Genomic DNA, 24,697 nt, shown 5'->3' on the forward strand with positions numbered 1-24,697 from the left:
GCGCTATTGAAACGGCAGAACCGTCTGAAACTCAAACGGATCAATGTCCGCATCGTTCCCGCGTTTTTCATCAAATTGCGCCTTGGCATAGGTAAGGAACTCATCCTTGCTGATCATTTTGTCAGAATTGGCATCAACGCTACCAAACAGCAATTCCAGCCGTCGGCTTTCGGTCCGCAGCCGCTGGCGGTTGGCTTCAGACGACCCCGGCAATGCCTCGACCGCGGCAAATTCACGCGCCACCAGAACACTGTCGCCATTGATATCACGCCGCCGGAACATCCAGCTCGCATAGGCCGCCGCCTCGTCCGCACTGATCCGCCCGTCATGATCCATATCGATCGGATGATATTGCTGCCGATACATCGTGACCTGTTCGGGGATGCCGGTTGCGGCGGCGCTCGCCGCATTCTGCTTTGCCAGCGCCTTGGCAATCGCATCCTCAAGTCCGGGGATTGCCGCCGCACCCGTGCCGTTGGCGCCAGTCCCCGTCGGCATGCCCTCGCCATCCTCAAGCCCGCCCAGTCCGTTAAGCGCGCCCAATCCACCAAGCCCGAACTGCCCCATCAATTGCGGATTGTTCTGCAACTGCTTCATGATCAGTGGCAATAACTGGCGCATTTCTGGCGACGTGACCTCGGGCGTGATTGTCGCACTGCCCTTATCCATCTGAAGGCTCTGGGCATACACCGATGCCCGAATGCCCAAAACTGCCACAACGGCACAAGTCATTAACAATATGGCAGCTTTTTTCCGCAACACTCGTTCCCTTCGCCTGTCCTGACGCCGCCCCGCATCAGGATCACCATCATAGCATATCAGCACGAATTGGATCGCGGGCAACATTGCCCCATCAAAACCGATTAACGATCAAATGCCAATCCCCGAAGCCGGGATCAGCCCCCCAAACCGGATCATCGCCATGTTGCGTGAAATGCCTCTCCGTCATCCCGTCACATCCCATGCAGGACAAAAATGGTCTGCGCATGGATTTGCATGGGCACCCATGGGGACGCGCGTGGGTTTTGATGGGCGAGAGCCGAAAATCACCCGGAAAACGGTTACTTTTGGCCCATTTTCACCCAATTCCGACATGCCCCAAAGCCGCAGGAAACCACATTATTACCCTATTTGATCCCATCAATTCCCATTGACCCCCATCAAAACCCATGGTACCCCATAACTAGGCACATTTACGGTGTCATGCGGGGCATATCCATTTCGACGCGGAAACTGATCATTCTCTGGCGGTTCGAAATGGGTTTTTGATCAGGGGAATGGCGAAGTGCTGTTCACAGGAACGCACATTCACAAGCTGGACCGAAAAGGGCGCGTCTCCGTGCCCAAGCGGTTCCGTGCGACCCTGGAACGCGAAACCTTCGCTGGCATCTATCTGTACCAATCCCACAAGGAAGCCGCCCTTGAAGGCTGTGGCGAAAGCCACATGGACCGCATCGCCGCGTCAATTGACGAACTGGCGATGTTCTCGGACGAGGCCGACGACCTTGCCGATACCATTCTTGGCGCATCCCACATGCTGCCGTTTGACGGCGAAGGCCGCATCATTCTGCCCCCGGAACTGATCGAATTCGCCCGCATCGAAGATCAGGTCGCCTTTGTCGGCCGTGGCCGCACCTTCCGTATCTGGAACCCGGAAATCTTCAAACCGCTGCAAGACGCAAGCCGCACCCGCACCTTCAATCGCGGATCGACCCTCAAACTGAAACCGGCATCCGATTTCACGCCGGGCAGCCGCCCCGCTGCCCCGACCGGCGAAATCGCCCCGGATGAAGAGGGGCCAGATGATGGGGGGAGCGCGTAATGAGCATCCATGACCTAAGCTTCGCCACAGGCGATGGCCCGCACAAGCCGGTGCTGTTACGCGAAGTTCTCGATGCCCTGTCCCCCGGGACCGGCGAGATCATGGTGGACGGAACTTTTGGCGCGGGTGGATATTCCCGCGCCATTCTCGATCATGCGGATTGCGAACTTTACGCCATTGACCGCGACCCGACCGCCGTTGCCACCGGCAAGGCCATGCAAGCCGATTACGCCAATCGCTTCCACATGGTCGAAGGCTGCTTTGGCGATATGGGCACTCTTCTGCCCGCTGCTGGCGTGGATCAGGTTGACGGCATCGTCCTTGATATCGGCGTATCTTCCATGCAGCTTGATCAGGCCGACCGCGGATTTTCCTTCCGCGAAGACGGGCCGCTCGACATGCGCATGTCGATGTCCGGCCCGACGGCGGCCGATTTCATCAATACCGCCGACGAAGAAGACATCGCCAATGTCATCTATCGTTATGGCGAGGAACGCGCATCGCGCAAGGTCGCGCACAAGATCGTTGAAATGCGTGCCGAGGCACCCTTTGAAACCACCCTGCAACTGGCCCGTGCGGTCCGCTCTGTCGTGCGCAAATCCAAGGACGGCATTGATCCGGCAACCCGCACCTTCCAGGGCCTTCGCATTTACGTCAATGACGAGCTTGGCGAACTTGAACGCGCCATGCAGGCGGCTGAAAACCTTTTGAAGCCAGGTGGCCGTCTGGTCATCGTGACCTTCCATTCGCTCGAAGACCGCAGCGTCAAAACCTTCATGAAGGAACGCTCCGGCGATCCGTCGAAAATGTCGCGCCGCCTTCCGGGCGAGCCAGAGGTCGCAACTCCGACCTTCACCACCATCACGCGCAAGGCCGTGACCGCGCAAAAAGACGAACTGCGCGCCAATCCGCGTGCGCGCTCGGCCAAGCTGCGTGCGGTTGCCCGCAATGAACAGCCCGCCACAAAAGGAGGTCGCAAATGACACGCGCCATGACCTTTATCGGGCTGTTTCTGACCATCGTGATTGGTGCGGGCACCTATTGGGTGTCGCACGAAGTCGAACGTCTTGAAAAACGCTATTCCGCCATTCAGTCGGAAATCCTCAATGAACAGGAAACCATCCATGTTCTTGATGCGGAATGGAGCTACCTGAACAATCCGCAGCGTATCGAAAGCCTGGCCAAGACTTACCTTAAACTCGATCAGATCGCCCCGCTTCAGATGGCAAGCATCGATGACCTGCCCGAAGACGCCGATCTGCACCAGTACCGTCTTGATAAATTCGGCGAGGCCGTCGCCTTCCTGCCGGTCCCGCGCGCCCGTCCCGATGAACTGGCCCCCGACGAGGCCGCCGAAGCCATGATCATCAACGCCCCGTCGCTTGCCGCAACCCGGTCCGATGCGCAGGAGGGCGGACAATGAGCTTCTATCGTTTCTCATACTGGCTGCGCGGTGACCGCCCGGAACTCAGCCCCGACCAACGCGAACGTCACGCGATTGAAACCGCGCGCAACCGCATCTTCATTACCGGTGCGATGTTTGCCATCGGCTTTGTCTGGATTACGGCGGGCCTTGTCGATGCCACCGTTCTGCGTCAGGGCAATGAACCCGAAATGGCATCGGGATCGGATACCCGCGAACTCAAAACCGAACGTGCCGATATCGTTGATCGCAACGGCATGCTGATTGCGACCGATCTTCCGACCAATTCGCTTTATGCCGATGCCCGTGTGATCAAGGACCCGGTCGGATCGGCTGATCAATTGCTGACCGTCCTGCCCGATCTGGATCGCGATACCCTGATCCGTCATCTAAGCTCGCAAAAGGCTTTCGTCTGGATCCGTCGCAATCTGACCCCGGAACAGCAATATGCCGTCAACTCGCTTGGCGTGCCGGGATTGAATTTCCAGCGTGAAGAACGCCGCGTCTATCCGCATGGCCGCCTGTTTGCCCATGTGCTGGGCTTTACCGATATCGACAATAACGGCATTGCCGGTGTCGAACGCAAATTCGATAACGAACTGCGCATCAATAACGGCCCGCTGCAACTCTCGCTCGATACCCGCATTCAATACGCGCTTGAGGAAGAAGTCGAAAGCGCGATGAAAACCTATGACGCGGTCGGCGCGACCGGCATGGTCATGGATATCTATACCGGCGAAGTGCTCGGCATGATGTCGCTGCCCGATTTTGATCCGCACCGCCCCGGTCAGGCACCGGCCGACGCGCGCTTTAACCGTGCGACGCTCGGTGTTTATGAAATGGGTTCGGTGTTCAAACTGTTTAACACCGCCATTGCGCTTGAAACCGGCACCGTCAATCTGCAAAGCATGTATGACGCCTCCCAGCCGATCCGCGTCGGGCGCTTCGCGATTAGCGACTATCGCGGCGAAAACCGCTGGCTGTCGGTGGCCGAGATCATCAAATATTCGTCAAACATTGGGTCTGCCCGCATCGCCCTTGATTTCGGGACCGAGACCCAGCGCAAATATCTCAAGAAATTCGGCATTCTCGATACCCCGCGTATCGAGCTGCCCGAAGTCGGTTCCCCGCTTGTGCCCAATCCGTGGCGCGAAGTGAACACCATGACCATTTCCTTTGGCCATGGTCTTGCCGTGACACCGCTTCAGGTCGTCAGCGGCATCTCCGCCCTTGCAAATGGCGGCATTTTGCGTCCGGCAACGATCCTCAAACAGGACGGCGCACCGGCGGGTGAACGCGTTATTTCCCGGCAAACCTCGGACAAGATGCGACGCCTGATGCGCCTCGTCGTGACCGATGGATCGGGCAAAAAGGCTGAAGTTCCGGGTTACTTCCTTGGGGGTAAAACCGGGACGTCGGAAAAACTCGTGAACGGGCGCTATGTCAAGAACGCCCGCATGTCGACCTTTGTCGCCGCCTTCCCGATGCAGGACCCGAAATATGTGGTTCTGGTGACGCTGGACGAGCCCAAAGGCACCAAAGAAACGTATGGATTTGCCACAGCCGGTTGGGTGTCCGCCCCGGCAGTAGGCAAGGTTGTGACACGTATTGCTCCCCTTCTGGGCATTGAACCGGCGAATGCGAAGGCGCCGGAGATTGAGCAAGCGCTGCATATCGACCTTCGCAAGGGGGAGCGCAAACTTGCGTCTTTCTGAACTCATGGCAGGTGATCAAGCGGCACTTAAACATGCCGACGGACGGGACCCGAACATTACGGGCCTGACAGCAGACTCACGCACCGTGAAGGATGGCTATCTGTTTGCCGCCCTGTCTGGTGCCAAAACCGACGGATCGAAATACATCAATGATGCGATCCGGCTGGGTGCAGCCGCCATCCTGGCAAAGGACGGCACGCCCAAACCCGCCGCCGCAACGGTTCCGCTGATCCCGGTGGAAAACCCGCGACAGCGTTACGCCCAACTGGCCGCGCGTTTCTATGGCAAACAACCGGCCAATATCGCGGCCATCACCGGTACCAACGGCAAAACCTCCACCGCTGTTTTCACCGAACAGCTCTGGACCATCATGGGCAATATGTCGGGCTCCATCGGAACCCTTGGCATTCGCGCTGCGGGTGCAAAAATCCCCGGATCGCTGACCACGCCCGATCCGGTCGCCCTTCATCAAAGCCTTAATGAAATGGCTGAAATCGGTGTCACCCATGTCGCGATGGAAGCCTCCTCGCACGGGCTTGATCAGCATCGCCTTGATGGCGTGAAAGTCACGGTTGCCGCCTTTACCAACCTGACCCGTGATCACCTTGATTATCACGGTAATTTCGAAAAATACTTCGCCGCCAAGGCCCGCCTGTTTGCCGATCTTCTGGCCGAAAACGGCACGGCGGTCTTGAATGCCGATGTCCCGCAATTCAAAATTCTGCGCTCGATGTGCGAGGGACGCGGCATTTCGGTGATGTCCTATGGCCTTGCTGCCGATGATATCAAACTGCTCGAAGCCAAACCCGATGCCACCGGCACCAAGCTCAAGCTCGCCATCGAAAAGGGCGAATATGGTGTGCATCTGCCCCTCATGGGCTCCTTCCAGGTGATGAACGCGCTTGCCGCCCTTGGCATCGTCATTGCGTCGGGTGCCGATGTTGATGATGCGGTTGCCGCCCTTGAAAAGCTTGAAGGTGTCCGGGGCCGCATGGAACTGGTTGGCAAAACCAGCTTCGGCGCGCCGGTCTTTGTTGATTACGCCCACACCCCTGATGCGCTTGAAACCGTGATCAAGGCCGTCCGCCCGCACGCCAAGGGCCGCATCATCTGCGTCTTTGGCGCGGGTGGGGATCGTGACACCGGCAAACGCCCGGAAATGGGCCGCGTGGTCAAGGAAAACGCTGATATCGCCATCATCACCGATGACAACCCGCGAAGCGAAGACCCGGCCAAAATCCGCGCCGCGATCAAGGCCGCCTGCGACGGTGCGGTTGAAATCGGCGACCGGGCCGAGGCGATCAAACGCGGCATCGGCATCCTGCAACGCAACGATATTCTTATTATTGCCGGAAAAGGCCATGAAAGAGGCCAGATTGTCGGCGATACGGTTCTGCCTTTCGATGATGCCGCGGTCGCGCGCAACATCCTTCTGGGCGGTAACTGATTGATTTTAAAACCAGCCACGACGCCAAAGATCGTGCTGGATGCGGATACGAAAGAAACCCAAAAATGACCAAGGCTGTTTTATGGACGGCAAAAGACGCCGAAAAAGCCACCGGGGGCAAGGCAACCGGCAACTGGCAGGCGTCCGGCGTATCAATTGACAGCCGCAAGGCCGCAAAGGGCGATCTGTTCATCGCGCTCAAAGGCCCCAATTTCGATGGTCATAAATTCGCCCAGACCGCCCTTGATAACGGCTGTGCCGCCGCCATGGTGTCGGACACCAAAACCCTTGGCAATGGCGCACCGGCCCTTGTGGTCGATGATACGCTTGATGCCATGGTCCGCCTTGGCCTTGCCGGGCGCGAACGGTCCGATGCCAAAATCATCGCGATCACCGGCTCTGTCGGCAAAACCGGCACCAAGGAAGCCCTTAAATACGTTCTGAACGAACAGGGTCAGACCCACGCCAGCCCGGCCAGCTTCAATAATCATTGGGGTGTCCCCATGAGCCTCGCCACCCTGCCGGTGGCAGCGGAATATGGCGTATTTGAAATCGGCATGAACCATCCCGGCGAAATCAGCCCGCTGGTCAAAATGGTCCGCCCCAAGGTCGCCCTGATCACAACCGTCGTCGGCGCCCATACCGAATTCTTCAAGGACGAGGCCGAAATCGCACAGGCGAAATCGGAAATCTTCGATGGCCTGGATACCGACGGCACCGTGATCCTGAACCGCGACAACATGCATTATTTTGCATTGGCGCGTCGGGCCAAGGAACTCGGCATTAAAAATATCAAATGCTTTGGCACTGATGCCATGGCCGATTACCGCCTGTTCGAAGCCAACATTGTCGCCAATGGCTCTGCCGTGCGCGCCCGCATTGGCGGCCGCGATATCGAATATTTCATCGGCTGCCCCGGCGAACACTGGGTCATGAACTCGCTTGCGGTTCTGGCTTGCGTTGATGCAATCGGCGGTGATGTGCTGCGCGCCGCACAGGATCTGGCCGATTTCACCCCGCCCGCCGGTCGCGGCGAAACCCACATTCTGCCGCTGCCCAATGGGGTCGATGGCACCTATACCCTGATTGACGATGCCTATAACGCCAACCCGACCTCGATGATGGCGGGTTTAAGCGTGCTGGCGCAAAGCAAACCCGAAGGATCAGGGCGCAAAATCGCGGTTCTGGGCGATATGCGCGAACTTGGCGATGATGCGCAAAAAATGCATGCAGACCTGCACCAACCGCTGGTTGCCCTTGGCATCGAACGTGTTTATACGGTCGGCCCGTTAATGGCCAACCTGACGGAAACCCTGCCAGCCGACCTTCTTGCCGGCCATTTTGACACCGCCGAAGACGCAATCACGCCGATCAAGGCCGATTTGCAGGCCGGTGACGTGGTTTTGATCAAAGGATCGCTTGGCATTTACGTTTCGAAAATTGTCTCGGCCTTAAAATCATCGGATGGCGCATCTGGCGCACCCTCTAAAAATTAAGACGCAGAAGGAACCCCCGGGGCGATGCTCTATAATCTGCTTTATCCGCTGGCCGACCAGTTTCCGATCTTCAACCTGTTTCGTTACATCACGTTTCGGACCGGCGGGGCGATTATCACATCCCTTATTCTGGCCTTCGTGCTGGGCCCGTCCCTGATCAACTGGCTGCGCTCGAAACAAAGCGAAGGCCAGCCGATCCGCGATGACGGCCCCGAAAGCCACCTTCTGACCAAAAAGGGCACGCCGACGATGGGCGGCCTTTTGCTGTTGCTCTGCACCTCCATCGGCACATTGCTGTGGGCCGATCTGTCCAATGCCTATGTCTGGGCGGTGCTGCTGGTGACCATCGGCTATGGCTTCCTTGGCTTCCTTGATGATTTCCTGAAAGTCTCCAAGAAAAACACCAAGGGCCTGCCGGGCAAACTGAAACTGTTGGGTCAGTTTTCCATTGCCGCCGCCGCCGCATGGTGGATTTCCACCAACACCGCCGATCCGCTCTCGACCGCGCTGGCCTTCCCGTTCTTTAAAAACTACCTGCTTGATCTCGGCTGGTTCTTTGTGCCCTTTGCGATGTTTGTCATGGTCGGTGCGTCCAACTCCGTCAACCTGACCGACGGCCTTGATGGTCTTGCCATCGTGCCCGTCATGATTGCCGCGGCCAGTTTCGCGCTCATCACCTATCTGATCGGCAACATCCAGTTCGCCGAATACTTACAGGTCCACTATGTCGCCGGATCGGGCGAACTGACCATCTTCCTCGGTGCCCTTGTCGGCGCGGGTCTTGGCTTCCTGTGGTATAACGCCCCGCCTGCCATGGTGTTCATGGGCGATACCGGCTCGCTGGCCTTGGGTGGTGCGCTCGGTGCTGTTTCGGTCGTCACCAAACATGAACTGGTTCTTGCCATCATTGGCGGTCTGTTTGTCCTTGAAACCCTGTCGGTGATCATTCAGGTCGGCTCCTTCAAACTGACCGGCAAGCGCGTGTTTCGCATGGCGCCGCTGCATCACCATTTCGAAAAAAAGGGCTGGCAGGAACCGACCATCGTTATCCGGTTCTGGATCATTGCCGTCATTCTGGCCCTTGTCGGGCTGGCCACGCTTAAACTCCGTTAAACTCCATTAAATTAAGGACATCCCGCCTTGATCGACCTGTCACATCTGCGCGGCAAAACCATCGCGGTTCTGGGTCTGGGAAAATCCGGCCTGGCCAGTGTCAAGGCACTGGTCAATGGCGGTGCCATCGTCTGGGCATGGGATGACAATGCGGAAAGCCGTGGCCAGCTAGAAGCCTTTGGCCTCGCCCCGATCAATCTCGCGGAATGTGACTGGACCGAACCCGACATGCTGGTCATCAGCCCCGGCATCCCGTCCACCTTCCCGACCCCGCACGCCGCCGCCGAAAAGGCCCGCCGCGCGGGCAAGCCGATCATCTGTGATGTCGAACTGCTCTGCACCGCCCTTCCCGATGTGCCCAGCATCGCAATCACCGGCACCAACGGCAAATCAACCACGACCGCCCTGACCGCCCATATCCTGTCGAACGCCGGGATCAAGACCCAGGCGGGCGGCAATCTTGGCAATCCGGCCCTGGGCTTTGATCCCGCCGGTCCCGATGATTGCTTCGTGCTCGAACTCTCATCCTATCAGCTTGAACTGCTCCATGACGCCAGTTTCGATGCCTGCGGCCTGCTCAACATCACGCCCGATCATCTGGATCGTCACGGCGGCATGGATGGTTATATCGGTGCCAAACGCCTTGTCTTTGCCCGCAACAAAGGCCCGAAATGGGCGATCATCTCGGTCGATGATGATCCGTGTGCGCGCATGGCGGTTGAACTTGCCCGCGAAGGCGGCCGCCGCGTGATCGAGGTCTCGGTCCATAAACCAAGCCCGCATGGCATTTACGTTGAAAATGGCTGGCTGATCGATGATCTGACCGGTGCGCAAACCCGCATCATGGATCTGGTCACCGTCACCCACATGCCCGGTGTCCATAACTGGCAAAATATCGCATTCGCCTATGCCCTTTGTCGGGCACGCGGGGTGGCGGCATCCCAGATCATCGACGGCATCATGACTTTCCCCGGCCTTGCCCACCGGCAGGAACGGCTGGGCATGGTCGATGGCGTGACCTTTGTGAATGACAGCAAGGCCACCAACGCCGAAGCCACCGCCAAGGCGCTCTCGGCCTATCGCGATATCTACTGGATTTTGGGTGGCAAGCCCAAGGAAGGCGGCATTGAAGGCCTTCAGGCATTCTACCCGCAGATCAAAAAAGCCTATCTGATCGGCGCTGCTGCCGATGCCTTTGCCGAAACGCTGGGCGATGACCTGCCATGGCAGAAATGCGAGACGCTGGATCGGGCGACTGCGGCGGCCTTCCTTGATGCCAAGGACGCCATTCAATCGCGTGCGGTCGATATGCCGGTCGTGCTGCTCTCGCCGGCCTGCGCATCCTTTGATCAGTTCAAAAGTTTCGAAGCCCGCGGCGATACCTTCCGCGATCTGTTTAACGCGCTGACGACAACCGGACGGGAAAAATCATGAAAACCCTGTTTGGCAACAGCACCAATCACAACATCGCCTTTTCACGTGCCGATACATCCGTGCTCGGCATCTGGTGGTGGACGATTGATCGCTGGATGCTGGCTGCTGTGATCCTCCTGATGGGGATCGGCGCGTTGCTGGTCATGTCGGCAAGCCCGCCGGTGGCGGACCGCATCAATGTCGACAGCTTCCATTTCGTCCGTCGGCAGTTCGTCTTCCTCGGTCTGGCCGCGATCTGCGCCTTTGGCATTTCGCTGCTCTCGATCAAATGGGTGCGGCGTCTCGCATCCGTGATGTTCCTTGGCGTCATCTGCCTTCTGATCATCACCCCGTTTGTCGGCTCGGAAATCAAGGGTGCGGTGCGCTGGATTCATCTGGCCGGAATTACCCTGCAACCGTCCGAATTCCTCAAGCCCTGCTTTGCGGTTGTGGTGGCCTGGATGTTTTCCGAAGGCCGGCTTAACCCGAACTTCCCGGGCTATATCGTCTCCTGCATGCTGCTTGCGACCTGCATCATCCTTCTGATGATCCAGCCGGACTTTGGCCAGACCGTCGTGGTCACCGCCATCTGGTCAACCCAGATTTTCCTCGCGGGCCTGCCGATGGTGCTGGTGTTTGGTCTTGGCATGGGCGTGGTCGGCCTGGCGGTTGGCGCCTATCTGATCCTGCCGCACGTCCAGTCACGTGTGGACCGCTTCCTTGATCCGGCATCGGGCGACAACTATCAGATCGACCGCTCGATGGAGGCCTTCATGAATGGCGGCCTGATGGGTCAGGGCCCCGGCGAGGGATCGGTAAAAAACTACCTGCCCGACGCCCATTCCGACTTCATCTTTGCGGTCGCGGGCGAGGAATTCGGCCTTCTGTTCTGCGTGCTCGTGGTTGGCGTCTTCAGCTTCGTCATCATGCGTGGCCTCTCGCGCCTGATGGGCGAACGCAACCTGTTTGTCGTGCTGGCGGTGACCGGCATTCTGGTCCAGTTCGGTTTGCAGGCCGTGATCAACATGGCCTCCACCCTGCAACTCGTCCCGCCAAAAGGCATGACCCTGCCCTTCATCTCGTATGGCGGCTCCGCCACCGTCGGCATCGCAATCGGCATGGGCTTCGTTCTGGCCCTGACCCGCAAACGCCCGGGCGAATGACGCCCGGCCACCGCCCGACCCCTCACCGCTACAAAACCCACCGTCATTCCCGCGAACGCGGGAGTCCAGCCTGCCCCTTCCTCAAAAACACCTGCCTTGATTGACTTTTAGCGATACAGTACCCGTACCTGTTCGCCCCAACCCAAGGCCCCACCATGATCGATATCCAGCACGCCGAACCCTGCCACCGCGCCGGATGGGAACGCCTCTGGCGGCAAAACATCATCCAGTTCGGCGCACCCGACATGCCTGACGATGTGATTGATGGCCTGTGGCAACGCATCCTCGATCCCGATCACCCGATGCAGGCATGGCTGGCCCTGGATGATGACCAAGATGATGATAATCAATCCGTCATCGGACTGGCCCACCTCATCATCCATCCGCACACCTTCACGCTGCGCAATGTGGCCTATCTCGAAGATTTCTGGGTATCACCCGATCACCGCAGCCGCGGCATCGGCGGACTGATGATGGACGCCCTGCAAGAACAGGCAAAGCAAAACAACTGGCTCCGCCTCTACTGGCTCACCGCCAGCGACAACCACGGCGCCCAGCGCCTTTATGACCGGCTGGCAAAACGGGTTTATTCGGTGCTGTATAAGATTGATACGGCTTGATCTATGACATAGGGCGCATAAATCATAATAAAATAATTACCTAGAAGCGGATTTTATTTCAAAGATCCTGAATTTCTTTCTGACGCCTTTCTCTCCAATTTTCAGATATTTTTCCTAAAATTTCTAACTGCTTACTAAAAATAATTTTTCTTGAATCACTACTTTTATCTCTATTTTTCAATTCATAATCACACGCCATATCAAATGTGACCATAGAAAACATCCAATACAGGACTTCATCAACAGATGAAGCCTTTTTCTTCGACAAGAGACATCCTCTCTCTTCAATAATGAATAATATATCATCATCTTTAACCTCAATGTGCGGGAACCCGTTCTGAGGAGAGACATTGAATATTTTACTGTATTTTGGAGAAAAATTATTTCTCTTTGAAATATCAAGGAACGTTTCTTTTATATGTTGAAAATCAGCCATTTTTTTTCCTTTTACACAGGGAATATATTTAGACCAGCTATGGGATAATTTTTTTTATAACATCCAAAAACATCTCTGTTTTAAAGCAGAAAATTCAACACACTCGACAAAATCACTATCCCCTCGCTATGACGCTCACAACAAAACTGCTTTCCGCTTGCGCGGGAGTCCATCGCGCCACAGGCTCGGTCTCGCCTGCCCTATCAACCGAGCCCCACATCCCAAAACCTCAAAACCCATCAATCCACCCCAAAAAACGACAAAATCCTCCCCTACAAACACCCGCGCTTGAAGGGATGTTAACCTTTCTCGGGTTCTGATAGGGGCAAACCGTCGTTGCATATGTGGATCTGATGACCGACATCCAGAATATTGAAGTTTCCCCGATGGAACACCCGTTGGCAGGACAGGTGATCGCCCTGACATCGGGCGGTACCGGCGGCCATATGTTTCCGGCGGTTGCACTGGCGCGTGCCCTTGTCCGGCGCGGCGCGCACGTGCTGTTTTTCACCGATGCCCGTGCTTCGCGCTATACCGAGGGGGTCGAGGGGGTTGAAACCATCATCCTGCCGGCCGGTGGCATTGCCGGAAAGGGCCTTAAGGGCCGTCTGACCGGCGCACTTCGCCTTGGCCTTGGCACGATGAAGGCGCGCGCGCTTCTGAAAAAATCCCGTCCCGCCGCGGTCATCGGCTTTGGCGGTTATGCCTCGATCCCGGCAACGCTTTCGGCCAAGTGGCTTGGCATTCCCTTTGCCATTCATGAACAGAACGCGGTTCTGGGCCGGGCCAACCGGATGGTTGCGGGGGCCGCCCACCGCATCGCGACATCCTTCCCGACGGTCAAACTGATCGCGCCCAATGACGCGGCCAAGGTCATCTGGACCGGCAACCCGATCCGCCACGAGGTCGCCGCGCTTGCCAGCACCGAATATGACGCCCCGACATCCGAGGGCCCGGTGCGCCTGCTGATTACCGGCGGCTCGCAGGGTGCGCGCGTTCTGTCCGAAATTCTGCCCGCCGCCTTGGTCGCTCTGCCCCGTGATTTGCGCAACCGTTTGATCGTGACCCAGCAGGCACGCGCCGAAGACCTTGAAGCCGTCCGCAAAACCTATGAGGGATCGGGCATTGATGTGACGCTGGCGTCCTTCATTGACGATATTCCCGAACGTCTGCGCGACTGCCATCTGGTGATTGCGCGCTCCGGTGCCTCCACCGTCGCCGAGCTGACCGCAGCCGGTCGTCCGGCCCTTCTGGTGCCGCTGCCGAGCGCCATTGACGATCACCAGCGTTTCAATGCCCAGCAGGTCGAAGAGGCCGGTGGCGCGTGGCTGTTGCCCCAGGACCGTTTCACGATCGAGATTCTAAGCGAACGTTTGACCAAGCTTCTGCAAAACCCGGCGGCCCTTACCCGTGCGGCCAAGGCTGCCAAGGCCACCGGTCGCCCCAATGCCGCCGAACGGCTGGCCGACATGGTGCTGGATCTGCTGGGGCTGACCCCGGCCGGTAGCCCCGATAATGATAACATGACAAAGAAAGACCCCCAGAAGGTATGAGGAGACACTCCATGAACACCCTGCCGCTCAACATCGGCACCATCCATTTTGTCGGTATTGGTGGCATCGGCATGTCCGGCATTGCCGAAATCCTGCACAACCTTGGTTACACGGTGCAGGGGTCGGATATTTCCGACAATGCCAATGTGCAGCGCCTGCGCGATCTGGGGATCAGGGTTTTCGTCGGCCATCAGGCCGCCAATGTCGAAGACGCCAAGGTTGTGGTCATCTCCACCGCCGTGAAGCCTGACAACCCCGAAGTCGTCGCCGCACGTGCCGATATGATCCCGGTGGTTCGCCGCTCCGAAATGCTGGCCGAACTGATGCGGCTCAAGGCCGCGATTGCGGTTGGCGGCACGCATGGCAAAACCACCACGACGTCGCTTGTTGCCACCATGCTCGATGCTGCCGGGCTTGATCCGACCGTGATCAATGGCGGCATCATCAATTCCTATGGCACCAATGCGCGCCTTGGCGATGGTGACTGGATGGTGGTGGAGGCGGACGAGTCTGATGGCACGTTCGTTAAGGTCCCCTCGACCATTTCGGTCGTGACCAATATCGACCCGGAACATCTTGATCACTGGAAAAACTTTGATCAACTGCGCGAGGCCTTCAAGAACTTCGTTCAGAACATCCCGTTCTATGGCTTTGCCGTTCTGTGCATCGACCATCCCGAAGTCCAGGCCCTGATCGGCAAGGTCACGGACCGCCGCATCTTTACCTTTGGCTTCTCGCCGCAGGCCGATGTGCGCGCGGTTAATGTCCGTACCGAAATCGGCCAAAGCACCTTTGACGTCGTCATTCGCGAACGGGTCGATAGCGCCGAACGCGTGATCAAGGATGTCCGCCTGCCGATGGTTGGCGATCATAACGTGTCAAACTCGCTGGCCGCGATCACGGTGGCACTCGAACTTGGCATTCCTGACGATAAAATCGTCTCCGCCTTTGACGGTTTCACCGGGGTCAAACGCCGCTTTACCAAAACCGGCGAAGTTGATGGTGTCACCATCATCGATGATTACGGTCACCACCCGGTCGAAATCAAGGCGGTGCTGAAGGCCGCCCGCAAGGCAACCGAAAACAACGTGATTGCCGTGGTGCAACCGCACCGCTATTCGCGCCTGCATGACCTGTTCGAGGAATTCTGCACCTGCTTTAACGACGCCGATAGCGTGATCGTCGCCGACGTTTACGAAGCCGGCGAAAGCCCGATCGAAGGCGCCAACCGCGACGCACTGGTCGAAGGGCTTCGCAATCGCGGCCACCGCCATGTTGCCGCCCTTGAAGGCCCGGAATCGCTGGCAAGCATGATCGCCAAGGAAGCCAAACCGGGCGATCTGGTTGTCTGCCTGGGTGCCGGATCGATCAGCGCATGGGCCAACGCCCTGCCAGCCCAACTTGAAGCGCTTAAGAACTGAGACTGAACCGAAACCTGCAACGGATTTGACGAGTTTGTCATGAGCACGCCGGGACATCACACACCGCTTATTGATCGCCTGCCAAAGGTGCGCGGCAAGCTGCGCGAAGGCGCACAATTGTCCAAGGTCACCTGGTTTCAGGTCGGCGGCCCGGCCGATGTGATGTTCCGCCCGGCTGATGAAATGGATCTGGCCGATTTCATCAAAAACCGCCCGGCCGAAATTCCGATCACCGTGATCGGGGTCGGCTCAAACCTTCTGGTCCGTGATGGCGGCATTCGTGGCGTCGTCGTCCGCCTGGGTCGGCCCTTTACCGATGCCATCATCAAGGACGGCGAAATTCATGCCGGTGCCGGTGCGCTTGACCTGAACGTTGCGCAAATCGCGCGCGATGCCGGGATTGCCGGGCTTGAATTCCTGTCTGGCATTCCGGGCACGATTGGCGGGGCGCTTCGCATGAATGCCGGGGCCTATGGCGCGGAAATCAAGGATGTTCTGATCAGTGCCAATGCGATTGACGGCAATGGCGACCTTCACACCGTCACCGCCAAGGCGATGGATATGACATATCGCCACTGTGGCCTGCCCGAAGACTGGATTTTCACATCCGCCATCCTGCGTGGCAAGCCGGGCGACCCGGCCGAGATTACCAAACGCATGGATGAAATCCACGAAGCCCGCGCCGGATCGCAGCCGATCAAATCGCGCACCGGCGGATCGACCTTCGCCAATCCCCTGCCCGATAGCGCGTGGGAAGTCATTGATGCCGCCGGGTGCCGGGGGCTGACGATTGGCGGGGCGCAGATGTCGCCGCAACACTGCAATTTCATGATCAATCTGGGCAATGCCACCGCCTTTGATCTCGAAGAACTCGGCGAAACCGTGCGCGAGCGCGTGAAAAAACATAGTGGCGTCGATCTGCGCTGGGAAATCCGGCGCATCGGCGACCGACTGGGACACTCGATCATAGGAAAAGACGCATGAGCAAGCATGTCGCCGTCATTTATGGCGGCTGGTCCGCAGAACGCCCCGTTTCCCTGTCCTCGGGCACGGAATGCATCAAGGCGCTGCGTGAAAAGGGCTATCGCGTCACCGAAATTGATGCCGGTCGCGATCTGGCCGCGCAGCTTGCCGCGATTGACCCCAAACCCGATGTCGTCTTTAACGCCCTGCATGGCCGCTGGGGCGAGGATGGCTGCGTGCAAGGGTTGCTTGAAATCATGGGCATTCCCTATACCCATTCCGGTGTGCGCGCATCCTCCATCGCCATGGATAAAATGTCGGCCAAGGCGATGTTCATGGAATATGACATCCCTTGTGCGCGCCATGTCTGGGTCTCGCGCGATGAAATCGCATCGGGCAATGCCCTGCCGCCGCCCTATGTCCTGAAACCCAATAACGAGGGATCATCCGTCGGGGTGGAAATCATCCTGACGCCCGAGGAAGAACAGAACATGCTGGCGCGTGAATGGAAGCATGGCGATGGCGTGATGCAGGAAGAATTCATTCCCGGCCGGGAAATGACCGTGGCGGTCAAGGATGGCAAGGCGATGGAAATCATCGAAATCCTGACCGGCAATCACGCCTTTTATGATTTTGAATCAAAATATGTCGCGGGTGGGTCCGAACATATCATCCCCGCCGATATCCCCGGTGACCTTCGCGCCAAAATTCAGGATTGCGCCGAAAAGGCCTATCGCGCGCTTGGCTGTCGCGGGATTGCGCGCGCCGATTTCCGCTATGACCCGACTGAAGACCGCGTTGCGATCCTTGAAATCAACACCCAGCCCGGCATGACCCCGACATCGCTTGTCCCCGATGCCGCCCGTCATGACGGTTTAAGCTTTGCCGACATTGTCGCCTGGATGGTCGAGGACGCCTCATGCGAACGCTGATGCTCACACTTGTGCATAAAGTCTCTGGAAATGGCTGCCATGTATAGCACCCCGCCCAGCACGCTAGAAGAACAGGCCCGCGAACGCCGCGAGAAGCTTGAACAGCGGCACAGTGTTGGCGCCAACCTGAAAAAACTGGTGCGTGTTTTCTGGTGGTCGAGCCTCACGGCCCTTCTGATCGCCGGGCCTTTTGCGCTGTGGTACACCGGCAAGGCCGAAAAATGGTATGCGGTTGCCGAGGTCGAGGCGATCCGCCTTTCCGCCGAATTTGGCATGACGGTGAAAAACATCGAAGTCCGGGGGCGTGAAAAAACCGACCCCGAAGCCCTTCTTGCCGCCATCGGCCAGAAGCCCGGCACCCCGATTGTCACCTTTGATGTCGATGCCGCGCGCGAACGCATCGAACAGCTTTCCTGGGTCCGCAATGCGGTTGTCGAACGCCGCCTGCCCAGCACCCTGATCGTCTCGATCACCGAACGCCAGCCGGTCGCCCTGTGGCAGACCGACACCGGCCATGTCGTCATTGATGCCGACGGCGCGCAGCTTCAGAATTACGAACTGGGCGATTATCTTGACCTGCCGGTCGTGGTCGGCGCGGACGCCCCGGAAAATGCCAGCGAAATGCTGACCACGCTTAAATCCATCCCGCGCCTGTTTGACATGGTCAGCGGCGCACAGCGCATCGGCAACCGCCGCTGGAACATCCAGCTTTCCAACGGCATGTTCATCCGCCTGCCCGAAGAAAACTTGGACAAGGCCTGGGCGCGCCTTGATCAGCTTGATCAGGAACACCACATCCTGTCACGCGACGTCCTGATCGTCGATCTGCGCCTGCCTGATCGCACCTTCGTGCGCCTGACACCGGGCGCTGCCGAACAACGCCGCAACCCGCCAAAGAAGGGTAACGCGGCCTAGTGCCGCGTACCGTTTTCTCAAAAAAGACCCGGAGCAAAAGGGCGGCTTCTGCTCCGGGGATAGCCGGTCGGTCGAAAATCAACCGCCCGGCCGGTGGGCGATGCGGTCAAACGACCTTATTTTGCAATACGATTGACCGGTGCCAATCCCTGACGGATACGATTGACGTTATCTGCCATGACATTTCTGCGCCGTTCAATCGTGCCATGTGTCCAGCCCGACATGTGGGGCGTCATTGTAATATTGCCGAGTTCATGAAACGGCAGGCGGGAGGGATAGGTCACCGCGTCCGGTCCGCTCGGATACTGGTACCATGTATCAATAAAGGCATGTTCGATCAGGCCATCTTTTAACGCCCCAAACAGCGCCTCTTCATCCACCACGCCACCGCGGCCGACATTCATGAAAACCGCATTCGGCTTCATGCTGGCAAACGCCTTGCCATCAACAAGGCCGGTCGTGTTGGCCGCCAGCGGCAGCGTATTCACGACAACATCCACATGCGCCAGCATTTCCCTGAAATCATCAATGGCATGAAACGCATCGATCTGGCTCTGGTCCTCGGGGCGGGAACGGTTGGCAACATGCACATTCATGCCAAACGCCTTGGCGCGTTGGGCAATCGCCTTGCCGATATGCCCGTAACCCAGAATGCCGATTGTGGTACTGCCAAGCTCCGTTCTCATGCCGGACGGGCCACCCGCCCAGTATTTCCAGTCCCCTTTGCGCAAACGCGCATCGGCATCGGCAAGCGGAACATGACGCGACAGCAACGCACACATCGCATATTCCGCAATCGCGATCTCATGCCCGAAACAATTGCAAAGATCGGCATCCACCGGCAGGTCCGGAACACGGATGCCGTCATAGCCCGCCCCCGGCACCTGATAAAGTTTCAGATTGCGCGGCGATGGAAGACTGTCATCAAACCTGATGCCGATAATGACATCTGCCGTGGCATAGGCTTCGCGATCCGCCTCACTGCCAAGATGATCGGGCAACAGAACAAGCTCATGCGCCGCATCAAGCAACTCGGCAAAACCGGGATGAAAAGTCGAGGCATTCGCCCCATGAAACACGACCTTCACGAAATCCTCCCACATATGGTTATTATTTTTCGCTTTGATATTTTCTGATATTTCACAAAATTTCAATAGGAAAATCACAAAATCCTATTGGCCCTCCGGCCCCTTATCTCAAAATGGATCGAAGTCCTGCGTCACGTCAAAGATGCTCGGCGCGATACTGCTTTCAAGAACCGGGAACATCGCATCCACAAACTCGATCAGCTTGTCCGACGCAACCAGTGCCGCATCCTTTTCCCCCTCGACAACCGCATTCAGAACATCCAGATGGCTGTCGATGGTCACGTCAAGCGACACCCCATCAACCGTCTGCGTATGATAAATCCACCCCAGACGACGGAAAATCGTGTGCAGGGGACGCAACGTATATTCAAGGAACGGCTCGCCGCAGGCCGCCAGCATCATCTGATCAATCCGGCGATCGAATTCGTTGAACTCGACAATCGTCATCTTGTCGCGATGCGTTGTCAAAAGCCCGATCAGATGGCGCATCTGACTTCTGTGCGACGTACTCGCCCGCGCACTCGCCAGCGACACGACAAACCTTTCCATATCGCGCCGCAGCCGCAACAGCAAATGGGTGCGCGTCAGATCAATCGGCGCAATCTGGATGCCCTGGCGGGGCTGAATGATCATAAGGGTATCGGCTGACAGGCGCGTGACCGCCTGATGAACCGGCGTGCGGCTGATACCGGTTGCGGTTTGCAAATCCTGTATGCGCAGATAACTGCCCGGCTTCAATTTACAGGTCACGATAAGTTCTTCAAGCTTGTTATAGGCAAGCTCGTTCAGGTTTTTGCCCCCGCCCGATCCTGCTTTTCCCGGCTCGGAAGAATCGCCTGAAATGGCCTTATCTTTCTGTTTCGACGCCATTATTTCTCTCTGTAATTTCATAAAAAGTCACAATATATTTGTTTTTATTCAATACCATATATACACATTCCCATGGATGGAAAAGTAAAACCTGTTGAAGTTCCCGCTTGATACATGCTACTGATGTTTCGTGAAATATCACAACATGTCACATAAGGGAGGAACCAACGACATGAAAAAACTAACAAAAACATTAACCGCTCTGGCCGCCACCGGCTTTCTGACTTTCACCACCTCACAGGCCTTCGCGGCCGACCCGACCCCGCTGCAATTCCAGACACATCACAACGCCTCGTCATTGCAGGGCAAGGCACTGTTGCGGTTTGCCGACCTTGTAAAAGAATATTCCGACGGCACGGTGCAGGTCGAAATGCACACCAGCTCGTCGGTCGTGAACTCGAACGAAGCCTTCGAAGCATCCAGCATGGGCATCATTGACGGTGACGCAACCGGTGCGGGCTATATCACCGGCAAAAACCCCGCCTTCCAGTTCTATGGTGACATCATGGGCGGCTACAGCACCCCGGAACAGCTTCTTGGCTGGTACAGGGATGGCGGTCTCGACCTCGCAAACGAGCTGTATCACAAATTCAACATGCATCTTGTCGGTGTCTTCATCGCAACACCCGAATCACTCAGCTCAACCACCCCGCTTGCCGGGATCAATGATCTCAAGGGCTGGAAATTCCGCTCGCCTCCGGGCATGGAATCCGAAATTTTCCAGAAACTTGGCGCGGGCCCGGTTGTGATGCCGTTTGGTGAGGTGTTCACCGCCATGTCCACCGGCACGGTTTCGGGTGCGGATGCCTCCACCCTCGCCGTGAACAAGAAACTCGGCCTCTATGACATCGCCAAATACGCGACCTATCCCGGCTTCCATTCCATGCCGATCGAACATATCGCGATTAATCTCGAAAAATGGAATGCGCTGAACGAGACCCAGCAAAAGGCAATGCAGGACGCCATTGCAACGATTGCCCCGGAAGTCATCGCAGAATCAAACAAGCTTGATCAGGAAGCCGCCAAGGAACTGACCGAAGCCGGCGTCACCCTCGAAGACTGGAGCAGCGAAGACCGTCTGGCATTCCGCAAGGCGGCACAGGAAGTATGGGCCGACTGGGCAACGCGGAGCCCCGAAGCCAAAGCGGCCTATGACGCGCATATCGCCTACATGAAGAAAAACGGCATCCTCGACTAACCAGCAAGTCCGTCATTTTGATCCTCGGGGGTTTCCCCCGGGGGCTTTTCTGGAGGTCCGCGATGCAGGCAACCCCGAAACGCGTGCGCAGCTTTCAATTCGTCGTCGCGCTATTTTCCCTACTTCTTTTGGTCATTGTCGGCGTGACTTTTTACGAAGTCATCGCACGCTACATATTCAGAACCCCGACAATCTGGGCCAATGAACTGGCCTTGTGGCTCTCGGCAATCCTGTTTCTGGCCGCGGGCCTCTATGCCATGCAAAGAGACCAGCATCTCAGAATTACCGTCCTCTATGACGCAAGCCCCGCATGGCTTCAGCGCATATTTGATCTCATCACGCTGGCCTGCTGCCTGACATTCTGTCTGGGCATTGCATGGTTCGGCGCGCCCAGTTCGTGGCAGTCCCTGATGAATTGGGAACCGTTTGGCACGGCATGGAACCCGCCGATCCCGGCAACGGTCAAACCGCTCATTGTTCTGACAACCGGTTTGATGGCGCTTTACGCGATCATCAACTGCGTCAAAAGGTTCCGTGGCATCCCCGCCGACACCGCAGAATCAGTCACGGAGGACAACCGTGTCGATTGAAATCATTTCCATTATCCTCGTCGGTGGCGTCTTTGCCCTGATGGCGCTGGGTGTTCCGCTGGCTTTCGCCGCCGGGTCGCTTGCCGTCCTTGTCAGCTATCTTAAATTCGGTCCGGCGGTCATCGCACTTGCCCATAAAACGGTTTACGGACTTGCTACCGAATATTCGCTGCTGTCCGTACCGCTTTTCATTCTGATGGCAACCCTGCTGGAACGCTCCCGGCTGGCTCAGGACCTATACGATGCCCTGTTCAAGGTTTTCGGAAATCTGAAGGGCGGTGTTGCGACCGTGACCCTGATCATTTCCGTTTTCATGGCCGCCATCAGCGGCATCATCGGCGGCGAAATCGTTCTGCTTGGTCTGATTGCCCTGCCACAGATGATGCGCCTGCAATATGACCGGAAACTCTCCATCGGGATCATCTGCGCGGGCGGATCACTGGGTACAATGGTGCCGCCCTCGATTGTCCTGATCATTTACGGCCTGACCGCCGATGTCTCGGTGCAAAAGCTCTTTCTGGCATCCTTCGTACCGGGCTTCGCGCTCGCCTTTGCCTACTTCGCCTATATCTATATTCGCTGCACGCTTAATCCGGCCCTGACCCCAAAGGCACCGGAAAAGACCGAGCCCTTCACAAAACAGGATTTCTTACGCGGCGTTCTGCCACTGCTTGTCCTGATCGGCATCGTTTTTGGCTGCATCTACGGCGGGGTGACCTCCATTACCGAGGCTGCGGGCATCGCGGTTGGCGTCTCCATCCTCATCATCGCCCTGCGCTCCGAACTGAACATAACCATGCTGTGGCAGGCCCTGACACGCACCCTGCAATCCTGCGGGATTATCCTGTGGGTGACGTTTGGCGCGGCATCGCTGATTGCGATTTACAATCTTTCGGGCGGCCAGCGTTTTGTCACCGGCATGATCACCGGTCTGGATATCGCGCCTGTCGTCACGATCATGCTGATGATGGCGATCTTCATCGTACTCGGGCTGTTCATGGACTGGATTGGCATCCTGCTTCTGACCATTCCGATCTTTGTGCCGATCGTCACCCAGCTTGGCTATGACCCGGTATGGTTCGGGGTGCTTTTCTCGCTGACCATGCAGGTGGCATTCCTCTCACCACCTTTTGGTCCGGCCGCTTTCTATCTCAAAAGCGTCGCCCCGCCGGAAATCACCCTTCAGACGATTTTCGCGTCTCTCTGGCCTTTCATGCTCATTCAGATCGCCTTCCTGGCGCTGATGCTCACCTTCCCGTCCATCGCGCTATGGCTCCCGGAAATACTCAATTAATCTGAATTCGGATAAGAAAATGAAGATCACAGCAATCAAAACCTACCGCGTAGACGAATTTGCCAATGTCCTGTGGGTCCATGTCGAAACGGATGCGGGCATTACCGGCCTTGGCGAAACCTTCTATGGTGCGGGTGCGGTCGAAGCCCACATTCACGATACACTGGCCGGACGCCTGATCGGGCAGAACCCCCTTCACATCGAAGCCCTGCACAAGGAAATGGTCAACCTGCCGATGGCACAATCATCGACGGGGGCGGAATATCGCGCGGCATCCGCCATCGACATTGCCCTTTGGGACATCTTTGGCAAGGTCTGCGACCAGCCCGTCCATCAGATGCTGGGCGGTTTGTGCTGGGATAAGATCCGGATTTACAACACCTGTGCCGGATATCGCTATGTCCGCACCAACAATATCAAACCCGTATCGAACTGGAACCTGGGCGAACCGGAAGGCCCCTACGAGGATCTGGACGGTTTCATGAACCGTCCGGCCCAACTGGCCGAAAACCTTCTGGAATCCGGCATCACGGCCATGAAAATCTGGCCATTTGATCCGATGGCGGCCGAAACACGCGGTCAGTACATCACCGCCGAACAGATGAAAAAGGCGATCCGTCCCTTCGAAGAAATCCGCAAGGCCGTCGGCGACAGAATGGAAATCATGGTGGAATTCCATTCCCAATGGAACCTGCCGACCGCCAAGAAGATCGCCCGCGAACTCGAACAGTTCAGCCCGACCTGGTACGAAGACCCGATCCGCATGAACTCGCCGCAGGCTCTGGCTGAATTTGCCGCATCCACCGATGTCTGGACCTGCGCCAGTGAAACACTGGGGTCACGCTGGCCTTACAAGGACATGCTCGACCGTGATGCAACCCATGTGGTCATGGTGGACCTGTGCTGGACCGGCGGCCTTACCGAAGGCAAGAAAATCGCCGCCCTGGCCGAAACATGGCATCGCCCGTTTGCCCCGCATGACTGCATCGGGCCGGTTGGTTTTGCCGCCGCCATTCACATGTCGTTCAGCCAGCCAAACACCCTCATTCAGGAAAGTGTCCGCGCCTTCTACAAGGGTTGGTACAATGAACTGGTGACCGCTGTTCCGAAAATCGAAAACGGCTATGTTTATCCGATGGAAGGCCCCGGCCTTGGTGTCGAATTGCAGAAGACCTTCTTTGATCGCAGCGACCTGACCGTCCGCGAAAGCAAAGCCTGAAAATAA

At 57.3% G+C, this 24,697-nt stretch carries 23 protein-coding genes; 19 read left to right on the top strand and 4 right to left on the bottom strand.

What is annotated here, in order from left to right:
* Positions 1 to 3 precede the first annotated feature (3 nt).
* Positions 4 to 669, bottom strand: a complete 666-nt coding sequence (locus TH468_RS11025; RefSeq protein ID WP_246832296.1) for a hypothetical protein — start codon at positions 667 to 669, stop codon at positions 4 to 6.
* A gap of 616 nt (positions 670 to 1,285) precedes the next feature.
* Here TH468_RS11025 and TH468_RS11030 point away from each other — a divergent pair.
* The 10 genes from TH468_RS11030 to TH468_RS11075 all read left to right on the top strand — a co-directional run bounded on the left by TH468_RS11030 (position 1,286) and on the right by TH468_RS11075 (position 12,212).
* Positions 1,286 to 1,822, top strand: coding sequence for a division/cell wall cluster transcriptional repressor MraZ (locus TH468_RS11030; RefSeq protein WP_085644048.1), 537 nt, complete (start codon positions 1,286 to 1,288; stop codon positions 1,820 to 1,822).
* Positions 1,822 to 2,805 (top strand): 16S rRNA (cytosine(1402)-N(4))-methyltransferase RsmH, encoded by a 984-nt coding sequence (rsmH, locus tag TH468_RS11035; protein ID WP_085644050.1) that lies wholly within the window; start codon positions 1,822 to 1,824, stop codon positions 2,803 to 2,805. The genes TH468_RS11030 and rsmH overlap by 1 nt, the downstream gene beginning before the upstream one ends.
* On the top strand, positions 2,802 to 3,245 hold the full coding sequence (locus TH468_RS11040; RefSeq protein ID WP_085644052.1) for a hypothetical protein: 444 nt from the start codon (positions 2,802 to 2,804) through the stop codon (positions 3,243 to 3,245). Before rsmH ends, TH468_RS11040 begins: the two co-directional genes overlap by 4 nt.
* The gene (locus TH468_RS11045; protein ID WP_085644054.1) at positions 3,242 to 4,960 is read left to right on the top strand and encodes a penicillin-binding protein 2; all 1,719 of its coding nucleotides are present in this window, start codon (positions 3,242 to 3,244) and stop codon (positions 4,958 to 4,960) included. The genes TH468_RS11040 and TH468_RS11045 overlap by 4 nt, the downstream gene beginning before the upstream one ends.
* Positions 4,947 to 6,407: a UDP-N-acetylmuramoyl-L-alanyl-D-glutamate--2,6-diaminopimelate ligase gene (locus TH468_RS11050; protein ID WP_085644056.1), complete on the top strand. Its 1,461-nt coding sequence runs from the start codon at positions 4,947 to 4,949 to the stop codon at positions 6,405 to 6,407. The genes TH468_RS11045 and TH468_RS11050 overlap by 14 nt, the downstream gene beginning before the upstream one ends.
* 65 nt (positions 6,408 to 6,472) lie before the next feature.
* Complete coding sequence (murF, locus tag TH468_RS11055) at positions 6,473 to 7,903, top strand: UDP-N-acetylmuramoyl-tripeptide--D-alanyl-D-alanine ligase (RefSeq protein WP_085644058.1); 1,431 nt, start codon at positions 6,473 to 6,475, stop codon at positions 7,901 to 7,903.
* 24 nt (positions 7,904 to 7,927) lie between these two features.
* Positions 7,928 to 9,016: a phospho-N-acetylmuramoyl-pentapeptide-transferase gene (gene mraY, locus TH468_RS11060; RefSeq protein WP_037992165.1), complete on the top strand. Its 1,089-nt coding sequence runs from the start codon at positions 7,928 to 7,930 to the stop codon at positions 9,014 to 9,016.
* A 27-nt stretch (positions 9,017 to 9,043) separates the two neighbouring features.
* Positions 9,044 to 10,450, top strand: a complete 1,407-nt coding sequence (murD, locus tag TH468_RS11065; RefSeq protein WP_085644060.1) for a UDP-N-acetylmuramoyl-L-alanine--D-glutamate ligase — start codon at positions 9,044 to 9,046, stop codon at positions 10,448 to 10,450.
* Positions 10,447 to 11,592 (top strand): putative lipid II flippase FtsW, encoded by a 1,146-nt coding sequence (ftsW, locus tag TH468_RS11070; RefSeq protein ID WP_085644062.1) that lies wholly within the window; start codon positions 10,447 to 10,449, stop codon positions 11,590 to 11,592. Before murD ends, ftsW begins: the two co-directional genes overlap by 4 nt.
* 155 nt (positions 11,593 to 11,747) lie before the next feature.
* Complete coding sequence (locus tag TH468_RS11075) at positions 11,748 to 12,212, top strand: GNAT family N-acetyltransferase (RefSeq protein ID WP_085644064.1); 465 nt, start codon at positions 11,748 to 11,750, stop codon at positions 12,210 to 12,212.
* Positions 12,213 to 12,270: 58 nt separating this feature from the next.
* Here TH468_RS11075 and TH468_RS11080 read toward each other — a convergent pair whose 3' ends face one another.
* Positions 12,271 to 12,648, bottom strand: a complete 378-nt coding sequence (locus tag TH468_RS11080; protein WP_085644067.1) for an Imm63 family immunity protein — start codon at positions 12,646 to 12,648, stop codon at positions 12,271 to 12,273.
* Between the two features lie 353 nt (positions 12,649 to 13,001).
* Between TH468_RS11080 and murG the strand changes: the two genes are divergently transcribed.
* The 5 genes from murG to TH468_RS11105 are packed head-to-tail and all read left to right on the top strand — an operon-like array spanning position 13,002 to position 18,432.
* Positions 13,002 to 14,201 (top strand): undecaprenyldiphospho-muramoylpentapeptide beta-N-acetylglucosaminyltransferase, encoded by a 1,200-nt coding sequence (murG, locus tag TH468_RS11085; RefSeq protein ID WP_085644237.1) that lies wholly within the window; start codon positions 13,002 to 13,004, stop codon positions 14,199 to 14,201.
* Between the two features lie 11 nt (positions 14,202 to 14,212).
* Positions 14,213 to 15,622, top strand: a complete 1,410-nt coding sequence (gene murC / locus TH468_RS11090; RefSeq protein WP_085644069.1) for a UDP-N-acetylmuramate--L-alanine ligase — start codon at positions 14,213 to 14,215, stop codon at positions 15,620 to 15,622.
* A 39-nt stretch (positions 15,623 to 15,661) separates the two neighbouring features.
* Positions 15,662 to 16,606 carry a UDP-N-acetylmuramate dehydrogenase gene (gene murB, locus TH468_RS11095; RefSeq protein WP_085644071.1) on the top strand — a complete coding sequence of 315 codons (945 nt, stop codon included), beginning with the start codon at positions 15,662 to 15,664 and terminating at the stop codon, positions 16,604 to 16,606.
* Positions 16,603 to 17,517 carry a D-alanine--D-alanine ligase gene (locus TH468_RS11100; RefSeq protein ID WP_085644073.1) on the top strand — a complete coding sequence of 305 codons (915 nt, stop codon included), beginning with the start codon at positions 16,603 to 16,605 and terminating at the stop codon, positions 17,515 to 17,517. Before murB ends, TH468_RS11100 begins: the two co-directional genes overlap by 4 nt.
* Positions 17,518 to 17,556: 39 nt before the next feature.
* A complete protein-coding gene (locus TH468_RS11105) occupies positions 17,557 to 18,432 on the top strand; it encodes a cell division protein FtsQ/DivIB (RefSeq protein WP_085644239.1) in 876 nt (291 codons plus the stop codon).
* Between the two features lie 116 nt (positions 18,433 to 18,548).
* Here the strand turns inward: TH468_RS11105 and TH468_RS11110 are convergent, their stop codons facing one another.
* Both TH468_RS11110 and TH468_RS11115 read right to left on the bottom strand, forming a co-directional pair.
* Positions 18,549 to 19,520, bottom strand: a complete 972-nt coding sequence (locus TH468_RS11110) for a 2-hydroxyacid dehydrogenase (protein ID WP_210402242.1) — start codon at positions 19,518 to 19,520, stop codon at positions 18,549 to 18,551.
* A gap of 108 nt (positions 19,521 to 19,628) precedes the next feature.
* Positions 19,629 to 20,390, bottom strand: coding sequence for a GntR family transcriptional regulator (locus tag TH468_RS11115; protein WP_085644075.1), 762 nt, complete (start codon positions 20,388 to 20,390; stop codon positions 19,629 to 19,631).
* Positions 20,391 to 20,562: 172 nt separating this feature from the next.
* On the opposite strand from TH468_RS11115, the gene TH468_RS11120 reads away from it, so the two are divergent.
* From TH468_RS11120 to TH468_RS11135, 4 genes are all read left to right on the top strand, one after another.
* Positions 20,563 to 21,588, top strand: coding sequence for a TRAP transporter substrate-binding protein (locus TH468_RS11120; protein WP_085644077.1), 1,026 nt, complete (start codon positions 20,563 to 20,565; stop codon positions 21,586 to 21,588).
* A 62-nt stretch (positions 21,589 to 21,650) separates the two neighbouring features.
* A complete protein-coding gene (locus tag TH468_RS11125) occupies positions 21,651 to 22,178 on the top strand; it encodes a TRAP transporter small permease subunit (RefSeq protein WP_085644079.1) in 528 nt (175 codons plus the stop codon).
* A complete protein-coding gene (locus TH468_RS11130) occupies positions 22,168 to 23,472 on the top strand; it encodes a TRAP transporter large permease subunit (protein WP_085644081.1) in 1,305 nt (434 codons plus the stop codon). The genes TH468_RS11125 and TH468_RS11130 overlap by 11 nt, the downstream gene beginning before the upstream one ends.
* Before the next feature lie 19 nt (positions 23,473 to 23,491).
* Positions 23,492 to 24,691: a mandelate racemase/muconate lactonizing enzyme family protein gene (locus TH468_RS11135; protein ID WP_062960718.1), complete on the top strand. Its 1,200-nt coding sequence runs from the start codon at positions 23,492 to 23,494 to the stop codon at positions 24,689 to 24,691.
* Positions 24,692 to 24,697 lie beyond the last annotated feature (6 nt).

This window comes from Thalassospira sp. MCCC 1A03138 (assembly GCF_002115785.1).
Classification (GTDB): Bacteria; Pseudomonadota; Alphaproteobacteria; order Rhodospirillales; family Thalassospiraceae; genus Thalassospira.